This window comes from Limosilactobacillus caviae (assembly GCF_014635905.1).
Taxonomy (GTDB): domain Bacteria; phylum Bacillota; class Bacilli; order Lactobacillales; family Lactobacillaceae; genus Limosilactobacillus; species Limosilactobacillus caviae.
Genome location: NZ_BMDS01000001.1, coordinates 357,652 through 383,905, shown reverse-complemented (window position 1 = coordinate 383,905; position 26,254 = coordinate 357,652). Strand labels below are relative to the sequence as shown.

General features: G+C 36.6%; 25 protein-coding genes and 1 pseudogene. 5 read left to right on the top strand and 21 right to left on the bottom strand.

Features of this window, described 5'->3' with window-relative positions; translation table 11 throughout:
• Positions 1 to 27: 27 nt before the first annotated feature.
• From IEU90_RS01560 to IEU90_RS01525, 8 genes are all read right to left on the bottom strand, one after another.
• A complete protein-coding gene (locus tag IEU90_RS01560; protein ID WP_153709241.1) occupies positions 28 to 1,188 on the bottom strand; it encodes an MFS transporter in 1,161 nt (386 codons plus the stop codon).
• Positions 1,189 to 1,285: 97 nt separating this feature from the next.
• Positions 1,286 to 1,789: an O-acetyl-ADP-ribose deacetylase gene (locus tag IEU90_RS01555; RefSeq protein WP_153709242.1), complete on the bottom strand. Its 504-nt coding sequence runs from the start codon at positions 1,787 to 1,789 to the stop codon at positions 1,286 to 1,288.
• Positions 1,789 to 2,436 (bottom strand): helix-turn-helix domain-containing protein, encoded by a 648-nt coding sequence (locus IEU90_RS01550; RefSeq protein WP_153709243.1) that lies wholly within the window; start codon positions 2,434 to 2,436, stop codon positions 1,789 to 1,791. The genes IEU90_RS01555 and IEU90_RS01550 overlap by 1 nt, the downstream gene beginning before the upstream one ends.
• A 172-nt stretch (positions 2,437 to 2,608) precedes the next feature.
• Positions 2,609 to 4,513: a M13 family metallopeptidase gene (locus IEU90_RS01545; RefSeq protein ID WP_153709244.1), complete on the bottom strand. Its 1,905-nt coding sequence runs from the start codon at positions 4,511 to 4,513 to the stop codon at positions 2,609 to 2,611.
• 73 nt (positions 4,514 to 4,586) lie between these two features.
• Complete coding sequence (locus IEU90_RS01540; RefSeq protein WP_153709245.1) at positions 4,587 to 4,880, bottom strand: hypothetical protein; 294 nt, start codon at positions 4,878 to 4,880, stop codon at positions 4,587 to 4,589.
• A gap of 6 nt (positions 4,881 to 4,886) precedes the next feature.
• Positions 4,887 to 6,182 (bottom strand): vWA domain-containing protein, encoded by a 1,296-nt coding sequence (locus IEU90_RS01535; protein ID WP_153709246.1) that lies wholly within the window; start codon positions 6,180 to 6,182, stop codon positions 4,887 to 4,889.
• Positions 6,179 to 7,324 carry a P-loop NTPase family protein gene (locus IEU90_RS01530; protein ID WP_188357630.1) on the bottom strand — a complete coding sequence of 382 codons (1,146 nt, stop codon included), beginning with the start codon at positions 7,322 to 7,324 and terminating at the stop codon, positions 6,179 to 6,181. The genes IEU90_RS01535 and IEU90_RS01530 overlap by 4 nt, the downstream gene beginning before the upstream one ends.
• A 3-nt stretch (positions 7,325 to 7,327) precedes the next feature.
• Positions 7,328 to 7,960 carry a DNA-3-methyladenine glycosylase gene (locus IEU90_RS01525; protein WP_153709248.1) on the bottom strand — a complete coding sequence of 211 codons (633 nt, stop codon included), beginning with the start codon at positions 7,958 to 7,960 and terminating at the stop codon, positions 7,328 to 7,330.
• 63 nt (positions 7,961 to 8,023) lie between these two features.
• Here IEU90_RS01525 and IEU90_RS01520 point away from each other — a divergent pair, with 63 nt between their 5' ends.
• The gene (locus IEU90_RS01520; RefSeq protein ID WP_153709249.1) at positions 8,024 to 8,401 is read left to right on the top strand and encodes a DUF488 domain-containing protein; all 378 of its coding nucleotides are present in this window, start codon (positions 8,024 to 8,026) and stop codon (positions 8,399 to 8,401) included.
• A 307-nt stretch (positions 8,402 to 8,708) separates the two neighbouring features.
• Here IEU90_RS01520 and IEU90_RS01515 read toward each other — a convergent pair whose 3' ends face one another.
• The 5 genes and pseudogenes from IEU90_RS01515 to IEU90_RS01495 all read right to left on the bottom strand — a co-directional run bounded on the left by IEU90_RS01515 (position 8,709) and on the right by IEU90_RS01495 (position 12,061).
• Complete coding sequence (locus tag IEU90_RS01515; protein WP_188357629.1) at positions 8,709 to 8,882, bottom strand: hypothetical protein; 174 nt, start codon at positions 8,880 to 8,882, stop codon at positions 8,709 to 8,711.
• A 1-nt stretch (position 8,883) separates the two neighbouring features.
• A complete protein-coding gene (locus IEU90_RS01510; RefSeq protein WP_153709250.1) occupies positions 8,884 to 9,567 on the bottom strand; it encodes an NAD(P)H-dependent oxidoreductase in 684 nt (227 codons plus the stop codon).
• Positions 9,568 to 9,572: 5 nt separating this feature from the next.
• Positions 9,573 to 9,882, bottom strand: a pseudogene (locus IEU90_RS01505) (DUF7671 family protein).
• A gap of 14 nt (positions 9,883 to 9,896) precedes the next feature.
• Positions 9,897 to 10,844: an Lreu_0056 family protein gene (locus tag IEU90_RS01500; protein ID WP_153709252.1), complete on the bottom strand. Its 948-nt coding sequence runs from the start codon at positions 10,842 to 10,844 to the stop codon at positions 9,897 to 9,899.
• Positions 10,845 to 10,963: 119 nt separating this feature from the next.
• A complete protein-coding gene (locus IEU90_RS01495) occupies positions 10,964 to 12,061 on the bottom strand; it encodes an Rpn family recombination-promoting nuclease/putative transposase (RefSeq protein ID WP_188357628.1) in 1,098 nt (365 codons plus the stop codon).
• Positions 12,062 to 12,235: 174 nt separating this feature from the next.
• Between IEU90_RS01495 and IEU90_RS01490 the strand changes: the two genes are divergently transcribed.
• Positions 12,236 to 12,616 carry a hypothetical protein gene (locus IEU90_RS01490; protein ID WP_153709254.1) on the top strand — a complete coding sequence of 127 codons (381 nt, stop codon included), beginning with the start codon at positions 12,236 to 12,238 and terminating at the stop codon, positions 12,614 to 12,616.
• A 189-nt stretch (positions 12,617 to 12,805) separates the two neighbouring features.
• Positions 12,806 to 13,090 carry a hypothetical protein gene (locus tag IEU90_RS01485; protein WP_153709255.1) on the top strand — a complete coding sequence of 95 codons (285 nt, stop codon included), beginning with the start codon at positions 12,806 to 12,808 and terminating at the stop codon, positions 13,088 to 13,090.
• A 322-nt stretch (positions 13,091 to 13,412) separates the two neighbouring features.
• On the opposite strand, the gene IEU90_RS01480 is transcribed toward IEU90_RS01485, so the two are convergent.
• From IEU90_RS01480 to IEU90_RS01455, 6 genes are all read right to left on the bottom strand, one after another.
• Positions 13,413 to 13,862, bottom strand: a complete 450-nt coding sequence (locus tag IEU90_RS01480) for a hypothetical protein (RefSeq protein ID WP_153709256.1) — start codon at positions 13,860 to 13,862, stop codon at positions 13,413 to 13,415.
• Positions 13,863 to 13,967: 105 nt separating this feature from the next.
• Entirely contained in the window at positions 13,968 to 16,160 is a 2,193-nt protein-coding gene (locus IEU90_RS01475; RefSeq protein ID WP_153709257.1) for a DUF7017 domain-containing protein, read from the bottom strand.
• Between the two features lie 13 nt (positions 16,161 to 16,173).
• Positions 16,174 to 18,165, bottom strand: a complete 1,992-nt coding sequence (locus IEU90_RS01470) for an AAA family ATPase (RefSeq protein ID WP_188357627.1) — start codon at positions 18,163 to 18,165, stop codon at positions 16,174 to 16,176.
• Entirely contained in the window at positions 18,165 to 19,157 is a 993-nt protein-coding gene (locus IEU90_RS01465; protein WP_153709259.1) for a hypothetical protein, read from the bottom strand. Before IEU90_RS01465 ends, IEU90_RS01470 begins: the two co-directional genes overlap by 1 nt.
• 90 nt (positions 19,158 to 19,247) lie before the next feature.
• On the bottom strand, positions 19,248 to 22,187 hold the full coding sequence (locus tag IEU90_RS01460; protein WP_188357626.1) for an LPXTG cell wall anchor domain-containing protein: 2,940 nt from the start codon (positions 22,185 to 22,187) through the stop codon (positions 19,248 to 19,250).
• 16 nt (positions 22,188 to 22,203) lie between these two features.
• Positions 22,204 to 22,629, bottom strand: a complete 426-nt coding sequence (locus IEU90_RS01455) for a hypothetical protein (RefSeq protein WP_188357625.1) — start codon at positions 22,627 to 22,629, stop codon at positions 22,204 to 22,206.
• A gap of 341 nt (positions 22,630 to 22,970) precedes the next feature.
• Here IEU90_RS01455 and IEU90_RS01450 point away from each other — a divergent pair, with 341 nt between their 5' ends.
• Together IEU90_RS01450 and IEU90_RS01445 are read left to right on the top strand one after the other, a co-directional pair.
• Complete coding sequence (locus IEU90_RS01450; protein ID WP_229723520.1) at positions 22,971 to 23,324, top strand: helix-turn-helix domain-containing protein; 354 nt, start codon at positions 22,971 to 22,973, stop codon at positions 23,322 to 23,324.
• Positions 23,325 to 23,429: 105 nt separating this feature from the next.
• Entirely contained in the window at positions 23,430 to 23,729 is a 300-nt protein-coding gene (locus tag IEU90_RS01445) for a hypothetical protein (RefSeq protein WP_153709263.1), read from the top strand.
• A gap of 86 nt (positions 23,730 to 23,815) precedes the next feature.
• Here IEU90_RS01445 and IEU90_RS01440 read toward each other — a convergent pair whose 3' ends face one another.
• Together IEU90_RS01440 and IEU90_RS01435 are read right to left on the bottom strand one after the other, a co-directional pair.
• Positions 23,816 to 25,171, bottom strand: coding sequence for an APC family permease (locus IEU90_RS01440; protein ID WP_188357624.1), 1,356 nt, complete (start codon positions 25,169 to 25,171; stop codon positions 23,816 to 23,818).
• Positions 25,172 to 25,173: 2 nt separating this feature from the next.
• Positions 25,174 to 26,082 (bottom strand): proline iminopeptidase-family hydrolase, encoded by a 909-nt coding sequence (locus IEU90_RS01435; protein WP_153709265.1) that lies wholly within the window; start codon positions 26,080 to 26,082, stop codon positions 25,174 to 25,176.
• Positions 26,083 to 26,254 lie beyond the last annotated feature (172 nt).

Genomic DNA, 26,254 nt, shown 5'->3' with positions numbered 1-26,254 from the left:
TTGCTTACTTTTCAGCAGATTCATTGATTATTTTCGGTAAAAACGACGAAGGGCAAAAGAAAAAGCGATGGCTAAAATACCATAAACCGCCCCTACATATCCTAGTGTAGTCAGCCGCGCAAAGCTAACCGTAGTCGAAGCCGTAAATGAGCCAAGCGATATTCCGACATTAGCAAAAATTGAGATTAAAGATGTCGCCAAAGCTAGTGACTGGGGGTATTCTTTTTCAGCCACGCTAATAAATACCAACTGAATTGTTGTTCCATATATAATTACAACCACACAGAGCGCAGCTAGCGTAAGCATCCCAGTAACCTTATTTCCTAATGCGACTCCCAAAATAAGACTTAAAATTGTCATTATCGTGAAAACAACCGGTAACTTTTGAACCCCTTTATTGCTTGCAACTAAACCAGCAATTTCATTCCCGATAATGCTCATCACTCCTAAAAGAAGCAACAGCCAGTTTAAACTAGTTAAGCTAAAGCCCATAACATTAGTAATTAGCGGACGGACATACGTATAGAAAGTATACTGCAGACTTAAAACAGCTACTGTAATACCAATTCCTAATAAAACACGGTGGTCTTTCAATAGCGCTAGTTGCTCTAAAATACTCCCCTTCACTTGTGGTGTATCGCGAGGCGTTAACCATGCAAGCAATGCAAATACGATTAACGTTAACCCAGAAATTATCCAAAAACTATCATGCCAGGAAAGCAACGTTGCGATTGTTGTCCCAAGTGGAACCCCGATAACAGATGCAATACTAAAGCCAGCGCCGACCCATGCTAGAACCATTGGCCGCTTATCCATCGGTGTAATGATACTTACCAACAAATTAATTAGTGAGATAATAGTTCCCGCTACAGCAGCCGTGATAATTCTTGCAAGTAGGAGCCAGCCAAGCGAGGGTGCAATTGCCGTTAATGTATTGCCAATAAAGAAAATGGTCATTAATAACATCAAAAGTTTATACCGGTTCCAATTACTAGTTAGGGTTGTAATGATGGGTGTGCTAATTGCATAAACACCTGCAAACGCGGTAACCAGAAAACCAACCGTTGAAAGCGGGACATGGTAACTGCGAGCAATATCTGATAAAACACCTACGACCATAAACTCATTGCACCCAAGCATAAATGCAACAAGAATAAAAGTAAATGACCGTAATTTAGTGTGCGTCATAATAAACCTCCTTTAAAACAAAAAAATTTTCTGAAAAAGTCAATCCAGAAAATTATAAACGTTTAACAATAAATTTGCCACTAGTTTGAACAGTTTATTAATAAAGTTGTGATTGATATGCTGCAAATGTCCTATCGTCAAAGCAGACCATTGTTACTTGGTCAACATAATTAGCAGTAGGTAAAAAGTTCTTTATCGTTGCAATAGCAATCTTAGCTGCTCTTTGAAGCGGAAAAGCATAAACGCCAGTACTGATAGATGGAAAAGCAACTGTTCGACACAAATGTTGATCTGCTAGCTGCAAACTATTTTGATAAGAGTTAGCTAATAGTTGATCTTCACCATTATCTCCACCATGCCAAACCGGACCTGGTGTATGGATAATAAACTCTGCTGGTAAATTAAAGCCACCGGTTATCCGCGCCTCTCCCGTTGGACATCCATGAAATTTTTCACAGGCATTATATAAAGCTGGCCCGGCCGCGCGATGGATTGCACCATCAACACCGCCACCACCCATCAAGGTTGTGTTAGCTGCATTAACAATTGCGTCTACTTTTACTTTCGTAATATCGCCTTTAATAACATTAATGTTATGCATTATTTCTCTGACCTTTCCTTAAATTGCGGGAACAAACTGAATGAACAGGTTAACGATAATGAAACTATCATAGAGCCTACAATACGGCCAGTAATTATGCCACTAGTATAGTCCGCACTCCTTCCTGGAATATGACTCAACGGGTTAATTAAATTAATTGCTAATACTAGACTTAAAATAATAATAAAAGCCAGTGTAAAACTAATCTTTTCGTTAGTCCGCACCCTATTCCAATTAGTTTCGCCTAACAAGAGGTATAAATTCACGATCGTAAAGCCAATTATTGCTCCAATTAATACTCCAAATATACCACCATGTCCTGGTAAAACGTGAATAAACTTTAACATCATAAATATACTTCCAACAGCATTATAAAGATAACTCTTCCTAAAGTCCCTATCGCTCTTTTTATTAGAGATATGTTCTTCCTTATAATTATCCATCATTTCATGATCCTCCCGTAATAAATTATCTAAGCTAACGTGGTAGAGATCACTTATTTGAACCAGCATGAATATATCAGGATAACTCCGACTATTCTCCCAACTAGAAATTGTCTTTCGTGAAATTGCAAGCCGTTCTGCTACCTCTTGCTGAGTCCAATTATGCTGGTGACGATATAATTTTATCTTATCGGCAAATTTCAATAAGTTCTCCTACCTTCATCTAAAATTTATTTCCCGGGAAATTAAGCTTATTAACACCTTACAAGATGGGGTTCAAAATGTCACGCTAAGTTCTGTAGCCATTAAAAAAGAGCGTGACAGAAGGCATCAATAGCGCTTCATCTCCACACTCTTACAGATTAAAAATTAAGTTTTACCAGATATGAACCCGTTCTTCTGGTGCACGATACATCTTGTCACCCGGTTTAATGTCAAACGCTGTGTAGAAGTCATCCAAGTTTTCTGCTTGAATGTTTGCCCGTAATTTTTGTGGCGCGTGGACATCAATCGAAAGCAGCAATTGCATGTATTGTTCAGTAGCTTTCATCCGCCAAATAGTTGCCCAATTAATAAAGAATTCTTGGGCGTTAAAGTCAGCCTCCGTTTTAGCTGCTTCAAGGGCACAACTTAATCCCCCTGCATCTGCAATATTTTCAGACACTGTTAACTTTCCATTTACCTTTTGACCAGCAAATGGAATACCATCAAATTCATTAATCATTTTTTGAGCTAATTGCTTAAAGTGTGCGGAGTCTTCGTCTGTCCACCAATTATTGAGGTTACCAAATTCATCAAATAATGATCCGTTATTATCAAAAGCATGTGAAATTTCATGAGCAATAACGGCTCCGATACCACCATAATTCTGACTGCTGCTTTGTTTCAATGAATAGAATGGTGCTTGTAAGATTGCAGCGGGGAAAACAATAATATTCTTAAATGGGTGATAGTAGGCATTGACTGTTGCGGCACTCATTTCCCACCGCATCCGGTCTACTGGTTTGTTCCAACGACTAAATAATTCCTTATTAGCCACTACCGTTAGTTGGTTTAAGTTAGCAATTAGGGATTCCTCTTCATCAACCTTAAATTGATCGTAAAGAGCAGGAATCTTATCCGGGTACCCTACTTGAATTCCTAATTTATCAAGTTTAAGAATTGCCTTATCACGGGTATCTTTGCTAAGCCATTTATTATTAGTTAACCGTCCCTTATAAACCTTAATCATTTGTTCAACCATGTGGTGCACATCCGCTTTTGCTTGGGGGCCAAAGTATTTTTTACCATAGTAATCCCCAGCAACCTGGCTAAACATATCACGTGCAAGGTAGTAAGCGAACTTACGCTGACTAACCGGTTTCTTGCTCCCTGATAATGCGCGACTATAGCGACCGTTGATTTCACGCATCTCATCATCAAGGTAGCTGGCATTTTCTCGAATGACACGAACTAATGCCCAGCTCTTAAATAATTCAAAGTTACCCCGCAAGATTTTATCAAGTGCCTTAAAGTAATCTGGTTCCATCACAATTACTTTTTCAGGTTCTTCATTAACTAATTGCTTAATCACGGACGCAATATCAAGCTGATCTGTCGCTGTCGCTAATTCCGCAACGCTTTGTGGATTATACATTTTACTATAATCCGCTGCTTCCTCGGCGCTCTTGACGTTAGGAGCAAGGAGAGCATCAAACTTAATTGCGTCGTTAATGATCTTAGACGCCTCTTCTTTGCTATAGCCAAGCTTATCCATTAATGCTTCGACCATTGAAGACCAGAGTTGGAGTAATTGGTCATGCTGCTCTTTCTTTTCTTCCTCATAATAACTCTTGTCAGGCAAAATAAGGGATGGTGAAGAGGCAAATAGTGCATAAACAGTAGCATTTTTCATATCAGCATCAATATCAAAACTAATTGGAGAAGGCATCCCCGCTAATATCCAGTTTTTCCATTGAGATTGGTAGTCAGCATATGATTTAAGGCTGTCAACACTAGCTAACATTCGTTTTAGTGGTTGCGGTCCGACCTTTTTTCGCCAATCAAATTTTTTAGCGAGGCGATATAGTTTGATCATCTCGTTAAATCGTGAATCATCAGACTGTTCTTTCTCCTCAGCATAGGCATCAAAGTCATCCATAAGCTGCTTGTCAATTTCATCAACCAGGTCATTGAATCCCCCGGTTGCCGGCTTATCATCAGGTATTTTAGCCGTTTTCAACCATTCACCATTTACTGCTTCATACAGGTCATTTTTTATTAATTCGTTATCCACTGCCATGTGCAGGACCTCCTTAAAAGGTTACATTACTTACTATTATACTATGCTCTCTAACAATTCTTATAAATTTGCTTCAATCTATAAAAGGATTTAACAAAGTCTTACGGGCACTCTCCGAAAACCACGAATCGTGTTGCATTAATAATTGATTTACTGCCTGGTAATTTCCCAAGTTAATTTTGCCTTTAACCAGTCCCGCAATCTGTAATTGGCGTGCAAACTGGACATCAGCTGACTGTAAAACATTACGAAAGATTGGCTGTTCATCGGGATCCCACTGTTTATTAAGCAATCCGATTGCCCGTTGGTATTCTTTACTATGAGTAAGTACTTTTTGCATTGCCTGTGGATTTAATATTGTTGCCATTAATGATTACCTCATTTCTAAGACCTTACCAACCGGATCTTTTACTGATAATTGATCTGTCTTTGTCATCATTAGCCAATAAATGTTTCGATAATGATAAGTATTAATCCTTTCTTCTCCCCAGCCATCGGTAATAATTATGATTGTTCGTCCACGCTTTGTTAGGTTATGTTGATGGAGGTAATCAAAAACACACTGAAAACTAGTACCTCCGCCACCGCTACGAGTATGGATAAATTTCTTTCCCCCACGAAGCTGCTCCTTTGAGGTAACCTTAGCATCAAAGGAGTAAACAGTCGCTGTCAATTTGGTATGACTAATCATCTTTTCAATCGTTGCCAGTGCTTGATCTAACTCTTCATCACTCACCGAACCAGAATTATCAACAAAGATATCTATAGCTGGTGTCAATCTCGTAACTTTACCTGCTAAATCCATCCGTAATGGCTGACGACGATTAAATCTCGCGTGTGACTCTATCTGTCCCCGTGCGAGCAAGCCAAATTGATGCTTAAGAACTTGTTGCCAGTTAACTGCCTTCATTTGTTTTATATTTTGTAGCTGACTTTTTATATTTCCAGGCAATAAGCCCCGATCACGTTGAGGAGTTTGTTCCCACGCTTTAGCCAAGAGCTGCTTGATACTTGCCAACTTAATTAGTTGATTATTTAGTTGGTGCCCATCCTTTATAGTTGCCCGCCAGCCATGATGTGAATCCGATTTTTGAAGATTATCATCTACTGCATTTCCTTTGCCTCTGTCCTTATCTAGATTAACTCCCGCATGTCGCAATTTTTCTTGTTGCTCAATTGGTAGTTTTTCCAATAAATCAAGGTAATCCTGAGAATCCAACCGTGGTGCAATTTTTTGCCGAAGGAGCTGCTGTAATTGGCTAAGGGTAGCTGTATTACGAGGTGGCTCTGAAATGTATTGATTAACTGCTACATCTGTTGCGATTTGGACAAGGTGCTGGTGCGGATTAGCAGCATACCTTAAAGGGTGTAACCAAATGATATGCAATGCTTCATGTTCAAGTAGATTCTCAATTTCATCTGAACTAAGATTATCTAACTTATCAGGATTAATGAATAATAGTAATTTATTATTTTCCCACTCTAATCCCATTACTGCAGAAAATCGTAAATCAAACTTTCTGGGAAGCTGCAAAAGGACTTCACCTAATAACCGCTGTCTCTGTAAAAGGCTAATAACTCCCCTAGTGACACGTTGATCTGTGTTTTGTCGTTGGTCTTTAGCGGAACGTGAATGATTAAACCGTGAAAAGAGTTTATCAAAGCTCATCGATTATCACCACGGGTAGCCACCTCCGCAAAATATTGGTAAAGCCGACTAACAGCTCCTTGGGGATGTTTAATTGCTTGCTCATACATTGGTTGAAGAAGCTCGGTTAATTTATCACCAGCAGTTTGAACAATTGCATATTGCCCATCATTACTGACAAGCTGTAAATATTTCAAAAACAGCATAGCAGCTTTTTCTGTTGCTAACTCTGGACCGATCCACGAGCGCAGTACCTTAATTTTTGTTGCTTCATCCGCCTGATTAAACTGTTGTTCACCATTTTCCGCATTTTTTAATGTTTTTACTGTCAACTCATGGCCCTGAGCAAAAATAAACTGCGCAAAAGCTACCCCAACTTCCGCACCGAGGTCGCCACTAAAAATGTCCGCAGCAAGCTGTTGTTGTGTTTCATCATCTAATATTTGAAGCTGGTCTAAGTTTCGCGAAACTCTTTCCCATGCACGCGGGGTTGGTGCTAAATCTTCCTCATTAGGTTCAATAACTAATAATTGATTTGGGTACTGAGCAAGGTAAGCAATCACTAACTTATTAATTCCAGCAGTCTTAGCCCATTTTAACCATTCAGTTGTTGAACTAGTCATTACAAGGCGAACTGTTCGATCTTTTATCGCTGCATCGCCAATTGCAACCCCGTATTCTCGATCTGCAAAGCCAGTCATTGTTGAATCAGGGTTTTCTGCAATTATAATCCGCACCGTTGAGGGTAATCGTAAAGAATTAATCTTTCGTTGAAGGACAAGGTTCATCAATTCGCTTTGGACAGCCTGTGTTCCCCGATTGAATTCGTCTAAGAACCACAGAATCAACCGATTAGGATGCGTTTCTGCATACTTGATAATATCAATTAATGTTTCGGAATAGCCGAATTGAACATTAGCTAATCGCCCATAATCCTTTGTTTCAACAAAAGACTCGCTTGTTAATGGCGGGACCGGAATTGCTAAGTCTCCTTTTTCACTTAAGCTTACAATAGTCGTAAATAGTTTAGCATCTAAATTCATGGCTACTTCCTGTACAAGCGCAGATTTTCCAATCCCAGCATCACCGACAATGTTAGGAACATTTCCAGCATCTAAGACAACCGGAACTGCTGTTAATAATTGTTGATAAGTTAACGCCATTATTTACTCCTTCCAACCATGGTTTGCCATATCCATGTCCCGCTTTTTCATGTTAGACACATAGGGATTACCCTTCACATAGAACCGGCGTGGACTAAGCCCGTTAGCTCCTTTGATATTAACTCCTACACGGGCTGTGGTAGTAATTTCCCGGGGAATTTTAAAGTCTTGTAAATCAACTGTTAGCGGACTTGTTTCCATCGGCTGACCATCCAAATCACGCGAATGAATGCCAAGTGCCTGCACCAGTTTTCCTGGACCATTTGTAATATTTACACCAGTCATATGACGATTTTCTGCCATTTTCTCTACATTTATAGCTGGTTCAATCCCTCGTAGCAAAATTCCTTGTGGTTCTTCGGCATCTTGAACGACAATATCAAAACAATAATGACCCCGAATTTGGTATAAGTAGATGTTGCCAGGCATCCCATATAATGATTCAGAATAACCGGTTCGTCGCCCATTAAAAGCATGTGATGCTGAATCTTGCTCCCCTAAGTATGCTTCAGTTTCAACAATATAGCCACCAACTATTTCATCTCCGTCCTGATACTTTACCATTTTTCCCAATAGGTCTTTTGCAATTTCGGTTGTTGGACGGCCGGTAAAAAATTGTTGATATTTTGTCAGCATGTTTATTTTCCTCCTAAAAAGAACTATCCTAAACTTAACACTAATCAAAGGAGATCGACACTCATGGAACTTAAAGTTGAACGAATCTATACAAAACCAGCTGATTTAAACGGCTACCGAATTCTTGTAGATCGTATTTGGCCACGAGGTATTTCAAAAGTAAATGCACACCTTGATAAATGGCTAAAAGAGGTTGGTCCCAGCACCGAACTACGTAAATGGTTCAATCATGACGTCGCCCGTTATCCAGAATTCCGTGAACGTTATCTAGCTGAACTAGCCGCAAAGCCCGCCTACTACAACTCCTTAAAAGCAATTGTTCAAAATCAGCTATCAACGCAAAATGTTATCCTGCTTTATGGTGCACGTGACGAAGAACATAACCAAGCAGTTATTTTAGCCGAAAAGCTCAAAAGGGACTTACAACTTTCAGCAAAATAAGATAAATTAAGAATTTTATACTTTTTAATGATAATTTGTTCTATAATAAAAGACGAGAATTTGATTCATAATTCTCTGATACCCGTAAAGTATTACTAAATATTATTCTATAAATTCCCTTTGAAGACATTATCAATCAAATGATATTTATAAATTTTATCAGTAATATTTTTCATTTTAATAGTGCAGTTAAAATGAATGGGTATTAATAACCCCCTAGTTTCATTTTTTGAAACAATTATCTGATAAGGTGGAAGTCTATTATTGAAGTGGTAGGTAGACTTCTGCTTTATATTTTTAAACCAGTTTATTTATCAGCCCAGCTACGACCATCAAGTTCTCCGGTTGCGTTAATTAGACGTTGTGCCTGTTTAAGCATTAATTGATCTAATCCGCGGTAGAAAGCTTGATCTTCATAAGATGGGCTATTTTTTATTAAATTTTTCAACTCATTATGAGCCCATTGTTGGTTTTCGTTCATATCAATCATCCTCTTTTGCGCGTAACCATCCAATCGAAGCATGTAAATCATCTAGTTCTTCTTGTTGCTCAGTCAATAACATCGATAATTGTTCTAGCTTAGCCTGCTGAAGCGGATCATGTTCTTCGTTAATTTTGTCATTAAGCCGCTCAACAAACCATTGTGTCCGGTTGCTAAAATGCAAGAAATTATTAACAGTTAAATATTGCTGGTAGCGAATAAATAACAGTTGCCGTTCAGCCTCGTCTTGTTGCGCAAATTGATAAATTGGAAACGGTGGTAAAAACTTCATTCCTAAAGAATGTGCTAATGCTTCATAAGGCCGCAAGATTTCAGCGATCGTATATTGCTGGCTTGCACCTGGCTGAAATGCAGAAGCAGAATGTGCCAAAGTTGTCACAATCCCTAGCTGACGCCCCTTAAGAATCTGATTGCTCGTTATTCGTGAATCCAGCACTTCATCTAACCATTGCTTTAAGATTGCTGGTGCGCTATACCAATACATCGGAAACTGGAAAACAATCCGTGTCGCTGATTTTAGCAGTTCTTGTTCTTGAGACGGATCAAACGGTGCTTTCAATTCGTGCCAGATAACGTTATTTTCATTGGCAGCAGCTGCTTTTAAAAATGCTTCAGTTGTCGAATTTGCAAGGTGCGGATGTGCTACTATCACTAACGTTTTCATTAACCTTACTCCTTTAGCTCTGCAAGTCCCTGCTTCAGTACGTCATCCGTAACATCTACAGTTAGAAACCTTTGAAGGGGCGTTTCACTATGCCGATCCTTATTCTGCTTTTAAGATCACAACAGTTAGGTTATTTTCTGTTAGCATTAGCTGACCGGGATGCCTAAATTTACCCTTAGTATGCTTTCCGGTCCGCCAAGTATGTAATTTTGTTTCACCATTTTGGTCAGCTTTTAATTGATACTTTCCTCCAGCATCTGTCTCAACTGGAATTCCTGTAAACTTTTGAACATCATACTTATCTTTTTTACTCATAATATATCCTTCTTCTAGTTTTGGTCGATTGCCTTTAATTGATCTGCAAGCGTATTAACTTCATTTTGTTGATTCTCATTTGTTAGGGCTGAGACTGTCGTATGGGTAGTGGTCATCGGAGTTTCTGCTATACTTTGATTCTTATCTGGCTCAATTGTTTTGATTGTGACACTATTGCCATCACGTTTAAACCAAATATAGCTAGTTAGATCGCCATTAGTTGTTACATATTGATAATCCGAGACTTCACCATAACCATAATGCGTGCCATAGTACATCGCACCACTCTGAACATGATCTTTAAACCAATCAGGGTATTTTGAGAGGGCAACCATTGTTCCTAGTTGTTGAGTCGTTAAACCATCTTTATCGGTGATTGTAACTTTGCCCCGCATGTCCATAATCTGAGTATTTTGAGCTACATTTAAGATACGATTTACTTCCCCGTGAGTTTTGGCATATGTCACCATTTCATTCAAGGTTACCCCTGTTTTACGGATGCTGCCCCGACTATCTGCATAATAAATTTTCTTGCCAACAATTGTATAATAAATTGAATTTAAACGGTGTCCATTCTCATTAGTACCAGAAGTTAGTTTAACGGTATAAAGCTCTTTTGCTCCTTCAGGGTATGATTTATCAGTGGGACCTTCTCCTTGTGGGACCGCTTTTCTATCATATATTTTTACTACTGCGCCCTGGTCACGTTTTTCCATATTAGCAGAGTAATCATAATTATCAGCCCCTGGCATGTGCGCATCCCCATAATATAAAACAAGGGCCGCTGTCTGTTCAGGAGTTAACTGCGCGGCGTTCAATGAAACATCATCTTTTGCTTGTTGACTACTGGACAAAGAACTAGTCGTATCACTACTTGTTTTAGTAACAGAATGTGTTCTTCCGCAAGCACCCATTACTAAAATAATGAACGAAAGGGACATAATTAGTGCTATTTTTTTCATAAAGAAACTCCCCTATAAATCGTATATTCTAAACACATATTATACCTTACTCTTCATTTACTGCGCTTTCTGAAACTATCGAACATAAAAAGCCTCCAAAACTGGAGACTCCCCTTATTCTATTTAGAAAAATAATCTTTTATTTCAGTATCTGAAAGGCTAAAATTATCTTTTATTTTTTCTTTAATAGCTGTTTCATCAACACCATATTCACGTAGTCCTTCGATAAACTTTTTAATCAAATTTTGCTGATTTTCTTGTAATCTTTGTTTTTCTCTGCTTAACTTATGTTCTTCTTCCTGAACTTTACGGTTTTTTTCCTTTAAATTTTCCTGCACATCTTGAATTTTCTGTTCTTTTTCTTTAATTTTACGCTCTCCATCTTGAATCCTGCGTTCCCCTTCTTTAATTTTACGTTCTCCTTCTTGAAGTCTGCGCTCCCCTTCTTGAAGTCTGCGCTCCCCTTCTTGAAGTCTGCGCTCCCCTTCTTGGATTTTGCGCTCTCCTTCTTGAAGTCTACGTTCCCCCTCTTGGATCCTACGTTCACGAGCCTCTTGATCCATTTCATATAATGAGCGTCGCATATATTCCGACCTCCATTTCCGATTCCGCTTTACAACTGTCATTCGCTTCTTTAATTTTACGACAAGCGGATCGGTCTCTTCAACTTTCCGTTGGGCAATCACATCTAAAAATGCCTGCATCTTTGGATCAACATCATGTTTCAATGAGGGAACATTAAATAAAATATCGGTTTGCCCATCCTCAACTATATATTTCGGTAATCCATCAATATGTTTATGCAGTACATAACGTTGCTGGTCGAGGTGAAAGGGATCAAAATTACAAAAGAAAATTACATAAGAATCATCAGCCTGCTCATAAGGCTGCCCTTTGTCATAAGCCTCCATTGAACTAGCAGTCTGATAGTAGCGAATCCGTTTAGCAATATTATGATGGTCCGCAACCTGCATCTCTACATCATAGTGGTTACCTGCTTCATCCGTAGTATAAATATCAAAACGAACAGCCTTAGCATCGGGAGCCAGGGCGAATTCTTGCTGGTTATTCGGCAACTCAATCTTTTTAATATGCAAATCAGGTAAAATTCGGCGTAAAACTTCTAAACAGATATCATAATCTAACATGACCTTGTTAAAAATGTAATCATCAGCTAAGCCCGCCATCTCCCATTTTTTACGAAGGAAGTCATTCATCTTTACAGTTCACTCTCCTTTAAGTAGTTCTATAAAGATATATACGTAAAAAAATAGAAAATGCACTTGTATAAATAAAAAACCTATTTTACTGAAATCTTCTCCATTCCAGTAAAATTTGAGGCTAATCGCCTCTTGAAAACCTTTGAAATTAATTCAAAGGAGTAGATTATTATGATTTTAACGCAAAAGGAAATTATCCCTATTCTTAATCAGCTACTAACTACCGCATGGCATGACCACCAAATAGCTTTTCCAGTTACTAATAGCCAAATAGTTACCACAAAGTTGCCTCAATTTATTCACAGTTGCCACGACATAGCAATTATTAGTGAAGAAATACAGCTATTACTTCACTTGCCAAACAAAACAATTTATTACTGTTCATGGTCAGTTTCAATTAATGAAGAACAGCTGCCAATAATTGACTTAACAGTTCGTCCAGTTACCCCTGAATCACACCGTCCTGTGATTATCTCTCCACAACTTACTACTCGCTTTACCGACTACTTTATTAAGACTGGTCGTATACCAAACCCATGGAAAATTAGCTAATTTCACACTATTTGATACGTTTTTATTTAAATCATTATGGAATAAGTGTACTATTCTTGCATAATTATAAGCCTTTTTTCTTGGTAACTATAAAAACCAGTTTATAATAGAGAGTGAAAGGTAAATCTTCTTTATTGGGTGACATATCTATTCGTATGTGTAGGTACAGATTTGAAAGGAGATAATACTATGTTCGACGTTATCTTTTGGATTCTTGCAATCTGGTTCGTAGTAAACGTTGTATGGATGTGGTTTGCTCTTGACAATCAAGTTCTACAAAAGACATTCGCATGGATTAACGTATGTGCAATTGTAATTGGCTTTTGGGTATATTACGGCATGACACACGATGCAAGTGCTCTTAACGGCTGGTTCCTTACAATGAACTGGGTAAACATTGCCGTTGCCGCTGTTCAATTCTACTTTGGTTATCGTGAAAACAGTGTTACCCACAATAATCACACAACCGCATGATTTACTTTTCACGAAAGAACTATGGCATTATGTCATGGTTCTTTTTTTGTTTAAAAATCCGATGATGGCAAACCTGCCGTCATCGGATTTTAAACTATTATTTTGTTATTAACTAATCTTCTGTGCACTTAAAGATTCATTGTATTTGTTCCATTGTCTAAATCAGGAATTTTGATGTTCTTGAAGTCACCTACTGTCGATCATATCTATCGTTACGACTATTGACAATAAGTTAATTGCTGTTTTCTTCCATTTTAACCCTATCAGTAGCTATCACTATTTGACGAGGCGAAGCAATAGGTTTCAGATAAAAAGGATTCCCTTATAGATTCCACCATTCCCCAGTTTTTAAAACTCGTAATGTCTTTATATTCTTATATCCTTTTCGTAAAGCATAGGTTACATGAACATAATCATTTATTTTAATTGCTTTATATTGTTGAAGAGTACCCATCATATCCTTTTTGATATACTTACTCATTTCCTTTTCTTGCTCACCACTTACTATTGTTAACCAACACTGGAGTTGACTATCTTTAGTATTATGCCAATTAATATCCGTAACGTAGCCTGTAAAATTATACCTATTATTTTTAGAATGTAGAGGTATTTTCTCTGAATTATTACTTTCTATATCTTGTTTCTGTAAGCTTTCTTTCTCTATAACTTTATACTGTTGTCGAGAAGTAGGTTGTGTTGAGCTTGAATCAGTATTTTCCTTATATGTAGCATAAATTACTATTAACAATACAATTACTATAGTCACAGCCATAATTTATCCCGTCCATTGAGCAATTACTATTTTTACGTTCCTGAATACCAAGACTATTTGACTTTCTTGTATATTTTCTTAACTCTGCGTACTGCGTATCACCCATTATTTCACTCCTTTATTTACTTCTTGGATAGAGCTTGCTGCCCATTCCCACTTCTTACGCCTGTCATTATATTTTTTCTCTGCTAGAAGTTTTAGTGATAACTGGTCGTGTGAATTAAAATCTGTCGTTGAAGAATCCCTATTAAACTCAATTCCTGCTTTAGTTAACAAATCTCCAGAAACATAGCAAGAATCATCTCCATCGTCTACAAAAGCAAACGCATGCCCTGTCCTATTCTTCTTAATGGTTGTAGTTCCTTGGAATATTCGCTTAAATTCTGCAGGATTCGCATGGTTAACCGCCAAAATTTTATAATAGCCCCACTTCCACTTTTCATTTTTCTTATCAAATGAATATTTCGCAAGGAACTTTATCGTATCGTAATTTCTAAGGTTATTTTCTTTGACAATTTTTGAATTACAGAAATAATCTTCGTCAAACGCCTGATTATCTTTAACAATAAACCCAAAATCCCGAACTGCCGAAAATACTCCACAGTCTTCTTTTATATATAATTTTGTAAATTCATCATCTCTTACTTCATTAACAGCACCAACATATTTAACTTTTGTTGAGTCGTCATCATAAGAAATTAAAACTGCGCTGTAGCCTTGATTAGTTTTTAGTTTTTTATCAACTAGTTTCTTACGAATTTTACGTCTAACAAATAACTTGCTTTTAGCATTCGGGATAACTACCCAATAATTATGTTCATTTTGCCAATCAACATAAAAACGACATGGTTCTGCATCTGGATACAAAAGTTTAGAAACGACTACATCAAGTTGCGGAATAATATCATTTTTACTTGCTTCTTTTGTGTCATTAAACCATTCAAAACTTTTATATTGTTGTACTTGTTCTTTATTTTTTAATTGTGAAATTTCGCGTTTAGCAATTGGATAATAGTTAGGATCCTTCAGCGCAATTAATCCGTCAATAAAGTTTTTTCGCACATTTTGGCTCATCGTTCCCCGTGTGCAAGCCTGATATAAACATGCCATTTTCATGGTAAAGTTTTCTTGCCATGCAGTCGCTAAGAGTCCCCACATATTAGGATTTGCTATATTATTTTTCACCAATTGCAGTCCAATTTTACGCGCATTATCATAAAATCCACCTTGGATTAAAATCTGACAATAAAAGTATATTGCCCAAGTATAATCATTATGCTTTTCCAATATTGGAATAACTTTTGCAGAAATTTCTTTTACTTGTTGTGAAGTGTGGGAATAGCTTTTACTCTGTGCTTTTAAATAACTAGTTACTGTTCTTTCAGCTAATCCTGGATACTTTTTCCCATCTTCAATCTGATACTTTTCGTAGTCTTCCGTCGAAAAATTTCCTAAATCAAGCAAATCAATGACCTTAGTAAAATTTCCCGGGTAATTATCACAATATTTATCATCCTTACCATGATATTTTTGAATGAGCGGCAAAATAATGTTAACTATTTTAGTATCTTCAGGAAAATTAAGTCCTAATCTCAGATAAGCTTTCACACTACTATTTAATAATTCTTCGTTTTGTGATTTATAGTAATTCCATGTTAACCCACTAATAGTCCTAGTTATTTTAGTAACTAAAAAATAATAATATGGCACATGTTTTTTATTAAAATATTCATCTACTTGTTGGAGTCTAGAAATTAACACATCTAAATCTGCTTGGTTTTTAGGAAGATCTGCACTAGTAACCAAAGTGTTTACTAGTGCCTCAAAGAATCCTTGTTTACCATAATATTGTGACTTATCACGATGGAATAATTTGGTGTTTTCAATCAAACGCTCATCAAAATCTGCAAAATATTTAAATCCTCGCTCATAAAGCGCAAATAAATTAGGATAATCTTGTTTTTCTTTTAGTTTCCATGCCACCCAACAAATATTATTCTGAACGGCAATAATAAAATTTTTCTGCACTGTAAGCGGAATACTGCCATTGGTAAAAAAGCCTTTATTCTTTATGACGTCTAGAGTATGAAGGTAGCTCCGAATATTCTCGTCAGCTAATCTTTTTAGGTAATCATACATCACCCATGGAAACTGCCAACTAACATCAATACCTTGATCGTCAGCTTTTTGACATTCCTTATAGGCCTGATTCAATTCATTAATATCATTGCTTCCTTTATAATTATCACGCAGTTCTTTAATCCTGCTTATCCTTTCTTGTGTATTCTCCTCATTCATAATTATCCTCGCTTTAGTTATTACATGGGTTTAGCTTTTCTAATTGTTGCTTAAATTGATCTATCTGTTTCAAATCTTCCTCCTGATATTCCGACCTAATATAGATATTAGCTTTTGACCATCCTTTATGACTAAAGTACATCTGTAATTCAAATATTTCTCCTGATTTTAGTTGACAATAATAGCGAACAAAATTATTAGCAACTTTTGCTGTATCAATACCTACATACTTGATTCCCGTTTTTTGGAAAATCATTTTGAGATGAATAAATAGTTGTTCTAACAATACTTTATTCCCATGAATGCTTCCAAAAGATACACTCTCAAACTTACTAAGCTGTTGCAACTGTCTTATCTTAGCTTCACTTGCAATTTTCTTGTCAACTTTAAATCCATCCGTGAAAATTCCACGCTTATTTAAAACAATCAAACGTTTAGTTGATCGCGAAAGAGCTATATAAGCCCACCGAATAGCTGAGGACTTCACCCCATTCTGATTTTCAAAATCGACATAGATGTTTTCCCATTCGTTACCAATCGTTTTATATGCCGTTGTTGCATACCCGTATTTTGCTACTATACAGTTATAAAAGGGATCCTCATTAATCTGTTCCCAAGTTTTTTTATATGGATCTATTCGTTTACATTGTTTCTTTGGATCACATTCAGGATATTTAACAAGCAGTTTCTTTAATTCTTTCTTTGAACACTTAATAAACGATTGATTCAACTTTTGTTGTAAATTATTCTTCAACATCTCTAAATATTCTTTTGTTCGACGATCATGTTTTTGATGTTCAGTATCAGTTTCAATTTTTTGATTTTGCTTTTTATACTCGTTAATTTCTTCTTGATGCCGATCTAAATAGTCGATATATAGTACTAAATCATTGTTCTCTAAAGCAGATTGGTTTGTTGACAAAATATTAGTTAATAAATTACCCTTTAACTGTTTAACTGCTTTTCCTGATACTATTACCCAATACGTTACTGGCAAAAAATGTAACTCAATATTTTTATGATGTACCTTAACAGAATGGGTAATTAGATCGCCATCAATTGACTCAATCCAGATAAATGAACCCGTTGGGAGGATTTTGTTACCATGTTCAAAATAAATATTCTTAGTTAAAATTAGTAGGTCATTTTTTTCAAGAAATCGTTGCTTTCGCTGAAAATTACGAATTAAGCGATTATACTCTTGCGCTTTTTTCATTGAATTAGCAACAATCATACTGCTACCAATTGGAGAAATCGCGACTTTTTTCGCAATCTCTTTCATTTTTTCAAGCTCACTATGATTTGTTCGGTCTAAATTAAAAATATCGTGGCGATTATCTGTTATTTCATACACCGCCCCAACACCATTTTTTATAGTATTTTGTAAATTGTTAATATAGTATGAGATATTGGGCGTTACCCGATGATGATCTCGCAGAATATGGGTTTCAGCATGCAGACCTTTTGATTCAAAATAATTTATTTGAAGTGCTTGCGATTGATTATCTGTTACTGGCTTTAGTCCACACTCATCACCAATAAAAATTAATTTATTATGGCGACCAATAACAACATGTAAAATATCATCCAGTACTTTACCGCTGCCATATTGTAACTCTGTATTACCACTATCAATGTTTGGTAATAATTCAGCATTATCAATAATAAAGATAGTATTTTCGCTATAATAAGTTTGTAATAAAAAATTGACAGAAATACTTTGAATTTGATTCTGCGTCCCGTATATACTTCTCTCAGGCGTACCATAAAATTCATGATAAACTGTGTGCGCATTCAATCCATAATTAAAGATTAGATCACTCAACCCTTGATTTGTTGCAGATAAGGTTTTTACTTGCTTAGCCATAGTATTAATCTCTGGAATCAAAGCAGTTTTTCCACTTCCTGCTTGCTCTGTAAGTATAAATATATCTTTGTTGCTTTCAATAAAAGCTTTAATTGCAGTGAGTGCCTCCCGCTGTGAAGCACTATAGTTAAATTTCATTACTCCTCACCTGGTTTATCCTTAAATAAATAGCCAATCTGATCTTTACGTTTGAATTGAATGAATTCCGCTTTTTTATCAAGTGCCTTATACAGCAAAACTTGTTGTATAACATTTTTATACTTATCTTCATTCTGCTCGCCACTTTTATAATATCGTGCAACAGTCTCTGGTAATTTCGCATGATACTTTTTAATAGTTGGTATTAGTTCATGAACTTGTTTAGTAAAGTCTTTTTGACGATAACAGTCTTTTTTATTTACTTGTCGCTGTTTAACAGTACCGTTGCCCACCAACTCCATTAATTTCTGATAAACCTGATCATATCCTTTTATAAACAAATGAACTTCCTGAGTGATCCCTTTAAAATCAATTTCTTGTAAGCTTTTTTCTTGACTAGCAATATTTTCCAAAGTCTTAATCAAGTTTTTCATACTAGTAATTACTCGTTTTTTTCTATATTCAAGGCGGTTAGCTGCATCTATTCGATATGGTTTATCAGCAATAATCGCCTTTTTACATTCACTAGCTTCTTGAATAAATTCACGTAATTCAATCTGAACAATATTTGAATCTTGCAAAAATCCCTTAATATCATGATTGCTATCGCCAAGTAAAATCAAACTTGTTTCTGCCTGATCAACTGCTTTATGAAGTTCTTTGAAATAAGGATCTAGCATATCATATACCGCATCAAATCTATTACGATCATCAACTATATCTCGTAAATAATTCTTTAAATATTCTTCACTAACCAGTGATGGAAATTCGTCAATTAAATTAAGTAAATTAACGATATCCTGCTTAGCCTGTCTTTGTTTATCCAGATTTAATTGCCAGAAAACAAAGAGGATTGATAGTATTCCTCCAGCTAATGTACCAATTGTATTGCTCAACACATCACTTTTAAGGCCCCTGAATTCTAACCATGTAAACAAAGCAATAACTATTATCATTATTGCTAATATTGTAATAAACTTACTCTTTTTCATTTTCCTTTTCTTAATATATGTTCACTTTTTCATATGTTTTCATTACGAAAAAAGCGCCACTCACGTAGCGCTTTTTTCGTTGCCAAGCAATTAAACATGACGTTTTTTACCTGTTAAGCCTAAGCCAAACATAGCTGCTATAGCTCCCAAGGCAATTACACCCCAATTATTATAATTACCAGTGCTTGGCAACGTCCGTTGCTTGTTAGTCTGATGCGCAGTAACATCAGCATCAGCTAAATTAGTTACAACAGCGGAAATTTTATCAGCAAGTGAAACTAGAGATTCAGTACCGTTATTGGTAGTGGCCTTAGCACTTGAAATTAATAATGTATTGTTATGCTTTTCAGCGCTTGAACTAGTCTTTAATCCGTTGTTTGGCGTATCAACAGTTGTAGCTGGAACCTCTTCATTATGCTTAGAATCAACGTTAACTGACTTAGAATCGCTTGAAACAGTAGCTTGACTATCAGACTTCTTATCAGGTAATACGACAGTATGATCTTTAGTATTGATAACATGATCGTCATTTGCACTTTGAGAATTCTTAGGAAGCATAGCAGCTAATTCAGCATCTAACTTAGCTTTCAAGTCATTGTAAGCTTTAGTATCGTCAGCTTTTAATTGAGCAAGCTTATCTGCATTAGCTTTTACAAAATCCTTATGTGATTGCAATAATGCATCGATCTTAGCTTGAATATCTGAACTATCAGCATTGATCTTAGCAACTTTAGCATCATAGTTTTTCTTAGCATCCTGCTTAATTTGAGCAATTTTTTGCTGACGTTCAGCCTCAATTTGAGCGATCTTAGCTTGATCGGCCTTAACTAAGTCTTGATACTTTTGATCCAATTCTTGCTTAAACTGATCAACGCGGCTGTGACTGCCTTTTGCTTCAGCAATCTTGCTGTCACGAGCAGCAGCTGCGTGCTTAACAGTAGCATCAAAGGCGTCGTTAGCCTTCTTAACAGCAGCATTCTTTTGATCAGTCAAGGATTGTAAATTAGATTGATGATGAGCCGTTAATTGATTAGACTTAACAGTTTGATTCTTTTGGACGTCAGTTAAATTGTTTTGAGCATTCTTCAAGGCGTTAGTGTATTGAGCTGGAACAACAGTCCGAGTTTCAGTATGACCTTTGGTATGATTTTGAGCAGCAATAAATTCCGGAGCACTAGCATCTGAGCCAAGCAATGCAGCAATTTTAGCATTAGCTACGTTTACAACATTAGCAAGATTAGTAGGAGCTTTTGAAGCGGAAATAGCACTAGTATCTGTAGTGTTTTCGACATAAAAGCTCCAGTCATATGCATCTATTGTTAATGCATATTTTGCGCCTTTAATATGTGAACTTGTAGGTGTTTTATTGTCACCGGCTAAAGTTTCAGGAACTTTTTCTAACCCCACCGTGGCATATCCGCGATCGTTATTTAAAATTGAACTAGCATGCCCACCAAGGTTATAATGGCCCACCTGATCATTATAGATTTCGCCATACCACATTCCTTGCGTACTATTATAAGCTCCAACCAAATAGCCTAATAAAGTTGGTTGACCGTTAGCATTAATATATGGAACAAGTCCTTCAAGATTTTCCATACTACTAATAACATTACCAGCTGTATAGTTACCATTCCAAATATTGATTGATTGGCAAAGTTGTTCGTAAAGATTTTTAACGTTTTTTAACGAATCCAAATTTGTAAAGTTATGCGTATGAGTGTTATTAGTTAAATGGTCATTGGTACGCTGCTGAGCAATTTCATTGCCTGCTTGCTGCATTCCTATCGTATATTTCAATGTGCGAGGAGTAAAGTTTCTATAAAAAGCGTATTTATTAGCATCATTCCAAATGCCGCGATTATTATTGTAAATCCAGTTACGGAAACCATTAGCCCACGAAACCATAAAACTAGCAACAATGTTTTTTTGAGCATCAGTTAAGCCGTTTTCAGAAACGACCGGCGACTTATCTAGTTTAGGATTATAAGCAATTAAGCCAGGAATGAAATCAGTTGGCATTTCTTCGACAGTCGTTGGAACGTTTGTGTCGTTAACGGTAACAACACTATTATCGTACAATCCGTAATTTAAGTTCCGATACAATGGATTAGTCCAATTAGATTTAGGAAATGTTGCGTCAATCGTCGAAATAGGATTTCCCATCCCAACGAACCCATATGCACGTCCGTTGCCTTGATCTTCCATCGCATTAGTAATGCGTAAGAGATTCTTAGCTTGTTGAGCCGGAACGTTAACAGTCTCAGTAGTAGTATGGCTCTTAACATCTTGTTGAGCCTGGCTAACTGCGTTTTGGGCAGTAGTCAATTCATTAGCTAATTGTTGCTGATTAGCTTGATACGTATTGTTTTCATTGGCTACTCCTTGGTTATAAGAATCGTTAGCAGCCTTGATTGAACCGTCGCGAACACCAGTAGCTTCATTAACTGTTGATTGGTATTGATCTTGCGCTGACTTAATGGCAGCAGCAGAATGCTGAGCAGCTTGACTAGCAGCTTGCTGAGCTTGAACGATTGCACTGCTATTAGCTGTTTGCATTTGAGATTCAGCGGCCGAATTAGCAGCTTGTTGCTGTTGAGTAGCAAATGCAGCTGAATCATTGACCGTTTTGCTTTGAGCGTTAATTTGATCAGTCATAGTGGCAGAAGCAGCTTGAATTTGATCAGCAGCCTGCTGTTTTTGAGCAGTTAATTGATCATTAAGGTCAGATACTTGTTGACTAGTTTGGGCTTCATTAGCAGAATTAGCTGCTGCATAAGAAGTTGCTGCATGATCTTCTTTAACAGCATTAGAAGCCGCCAAGTCAGATAATTGTTGTTCATTTTGACTAGCTTTTTGCTGATAAGCGCTTTGACTAGCTTGGGCTGTTTCTTGTGCTGGTGCTTGTTGAGCAGCATCAGCATGAACGGTTGCGGTAGTCCCAGCAACTGCAACGCTCGCCATTGATAATGCCATCTTGCATAAAAATTTACCATTTTTATTTAATTTATAACGTTCTTTATTTACCATCTTAAAATCCCCCACTTTAATTATCGATAGCTTTGGTATACTCATATACTCGTGATTGGCCATCTGGACTCGTAACAATATCGGTTCCTAATTGGTAACCATCAGCTGTTTGCCCTGACATTGTGATATGATGAGTATTTCCCTCATCATCAACCGATGTACTTTCTGCGTTAACTGAACTATCATTCGAACTGTTACTTTGTGCATTGTCTTGTACAGTTGAAGATGCTCCATTTAGATGCTCACCACTTATAGATGCTGATGACTCAGCCAGTGATGAACTAGTCGAACTACTAGATGCTTCTTTTTGATGACGCTTAACTACTTTTTTTGATGAACTCACACTATTGCTCTTCTTGCTTGTCGAATTTGTAGAATTCCCACAAGCAGCTAATGATAGTGCACTAGCTACTGCAACAGTTATCGCAAGGAGCTTTTTCATATCAAAATCCTCCCTAAAACAAAACTTCTTATCAATACAGTATTATCGAGTAAAATAAGATAATTTATATAATTCTCCGTTTAAAAATAACACTATATTAACAGTTTGCAATGGTGGCATTTTCTTATTTATCGCTTGTCATCCATTAGATATTCTTTTATCTTAGATATATACGTGATAGATAAAAATTTTTAAAAGCAATGATTATTCAAATTTGTTATTTCACCGATAAGTATTTATATATAAACATATGCATTTATTAACAGTTTTAACTAGTGAAAAACATTTACGAATATAGTTATATCAGCATATTTTTTCAGTTATCTTTAATAAAAAAGAAGGTGACTGTTATCGCGGATATTGGGGACAACATGCGAGCAATTAGAAAACATCTCGGGGTAACACAAGAGCGTTTAGCTGAGTTAAGCGGCTTATCCGTTAATTTTATATCTCGTCTTGAACGAACAAGCGACCAAAATGTAAGTTTAAAATCCTTAAAACGAATTGCGGCCGCTTTGCAAATATCAATTACACAACTACTCGAAAATACAGACTTTAATAACAATGAACCTTCTGAAGTTCAAACTAATTTTTCTAAGGTTGATCAACTTTGTTTTGAACTTAAGTCAAAAGATCCTAAGACAGCAATTGAATTAACTGATTCATTTTTAAGAATTCTTAAATACACAAAATAATTATTTAAACGCAAAAATCCCAAGCCAAAACGACTTGGGATTTTTGATATCTGAGGCTAACCGCCTCATTAAAACCTTTGAAATTAATTCAAAGGAGTCATTCATATGATTTTATCGCAAAAACAAATTATCCCTATTCTCGATAAACTATTACAAACTGCATGGAAAAAACATCAAGAGTATCTGCCACTAGAACACGGTCATCTTAAGCCAGATCAACTAGCACAATTTGAACATAATTGCCACGACCTTGCTATCGTTACTAACGATCTACAACTACTTATTAACTTACCGACTGACACAGTTTATTACATCAAGTGGCAGGTAACAATTCTCGAAGAACAACTACCAGACATTACTCTTCAAATCCATCCTATCATCACAACTGATCGACCTTTTTATTGAATATTTCATTAAAACTGGCCGCATCCCTAATCCATGGATAATTAGTTAACTAAAAAAGCTCCTCAGATTGAGGGGCTTTTTTTAGTTTACTCGAGATCTTTTAGTTCAATTGAATCCTTAGTATGCAGCATTATTAAGTAATAGAATATACCGATTACAAACCATGTACACCCGATTATCTTAGCAAGAGTATCCATATTTAGCAGAACATAAGCAATGATTATAAAACCAATCAGGGGCGATACAAGATGTTTTAAGTAGTTCTTTGAATGTTGAATACGGAGATAATAATTTACTACTGAAACATGAATTACACAAAATGATACCAAGGCTCCAAAGTTAACCAACGCGGACAAAACATTAGCCTGGTTAACAAAGATTGCCCCCACAACTAATGAAACTATACAAACTAAAATATTAGCAGCATACGGCGTTTTGTATTTAGGGTGTACTTTAGCTAAAATAGTTGGCAAATTATGATCACGAGCCATTCCAAATAAAATCCGCGAAATCGCAGCTTGAGCAACCATTGAATTAGCAATTCCCCATGAAAAGATTGTTGCTAAAATTGTCATAATTTCTAACGGGCGACCACCAACCGAAAAAGCAATTTCATAAAATGCGGTATCTGCATTCTTAAATGATGTGTAATCAGGGTGCAATAAAGCGGCAATGTAAGTCTGTACAATAAATAATAGTCCTACTACAAATAAAGCTAACATTATTCCGCGGCCCACGACTTTATTTCCACCCTTTGTTTCCTCAGCAAGAGTACTAATTGCATCGAATCCAAGGAAATTTAATACACAGACGGAAACCGTTGTAAATACAAAATTAAGATTGAAGTTTTTCGCAATGTAGAAAGGTTTGATGGTAAAACCATCCCCAACCCCATGCATAACGCCATAGGTTCCGCAAACTAAGAATATCAGCAAAACAACTAATTCAAGACCGAGAAAAATAAAATTAGCTCTATTGGTAAACTCGATACCTCGGATATTAATAACAGTATTAATAATGATAAATGCTACCACCCATGCATACGGCGGAATCCCCGGCACTAATGTTCTTAAAGAGTTGGCGGCAATCACATAAAGTAATGCCGGTACAAATACATAATCTAATAAAATCATCCACCCAGCTAAAAATCCAACGTGTTTATTAATCCCGCGTTGCGCATAGGCATAAACTGATCCGGCTACTGGAAACGCCTGTGACATTTGTCCATAGCTCAAAGCCGTAAAGAACATAGCGATTACCCCAATTAAATAGGCAAGCGCAACCATCCCTTTAGCAGGTATAACTACTGAAGCGTAAATTCCAAATGGTGCAATTGGGGTCATGAATACCAATCCATAAACAACTAGATCTTTAAGGGTTAGCCGGCGGTCAAGTTGTTGATGATAGCCCATTTTTTCTAACATATTATCAGGCTGTTGCATAATTACTCACCAAACTTTCCTTGAAAAACATCTGTGAAATAGCGACGTAAATTAGTGAAAAACACCTCTGGATTATCAACCATGTGGTTATGGCCCCCATTTGGCGTAATTACCAGTCGTGAATTAGGAATTGACTTTTGCATCCTTTGTGCTGTCGCAAGCGGCATTGTTTCATGAGCTCCAAACGTTAATAACGTTGGCACCTTGATATTATGAATGTCATTGCTTCGATCCCATCCGTCTAAGTCACCGTTAATAATAAATTCATTATCACCTTGGAATGTGTTATAAACCGGCTTAGATTGAATATCAATTTGGTGACTCATCTTGGATGGCTGTTTGCGATTAACATATTCTTTATACATGTGATCAATATACTTGCGATACGCTGAGTCCTGATACTCTCCTCGTAATTCCGTATCACTCATATATTCAACCTGATAAGAAGCAAATTCATCATTAAGAATTTCTTTCAAGTGCGTTACATAATCGGCTATATTATCAATCATACTAATAATAATTAAACCCTTCAGATGTTCCGGATAACGGAGAGCATACTCCATTGATAGAAGGCCACCCCAAGAATGACCTGCTAAATAGAATTTTTCTAAACCTAACTTTTGGCGTACTTCCTCAACTTCGCTAATGTAGTATTCCATATCTAGGTACTGCTTACGAATTTGTGGATCACTCCAGTTAGGCGTGTCAGAATACCAAGAACCAAGCTGATCATAAGTATGTACGGTAATACCAAGAGATTCCAGTTCTAGTCCAAATCTTTCGTAAACTTCATGCGTGTCTCCAGGGCCACCATGCAAGCACAGCAAATCTTCTCGACCCGTAGTATTTTCTGAATGCGTCCATAAATGGTAGCCATTATTTAACGTCATAATATGTGTTCCATCCCACATAATAATTCCCCCCCTCGCTAATATTAAAAACAAATTAAAATCATTATATTTAGATTAGAATTAAAAAGCAACCACTAATTTTTTGTTAGCTCCAACTTTAAGTAATAAGAAATCAGTCCCATCTTTATAGCCCTGTGGATATTCAGCATTAGCAATTTAGTTAAAATTTAAC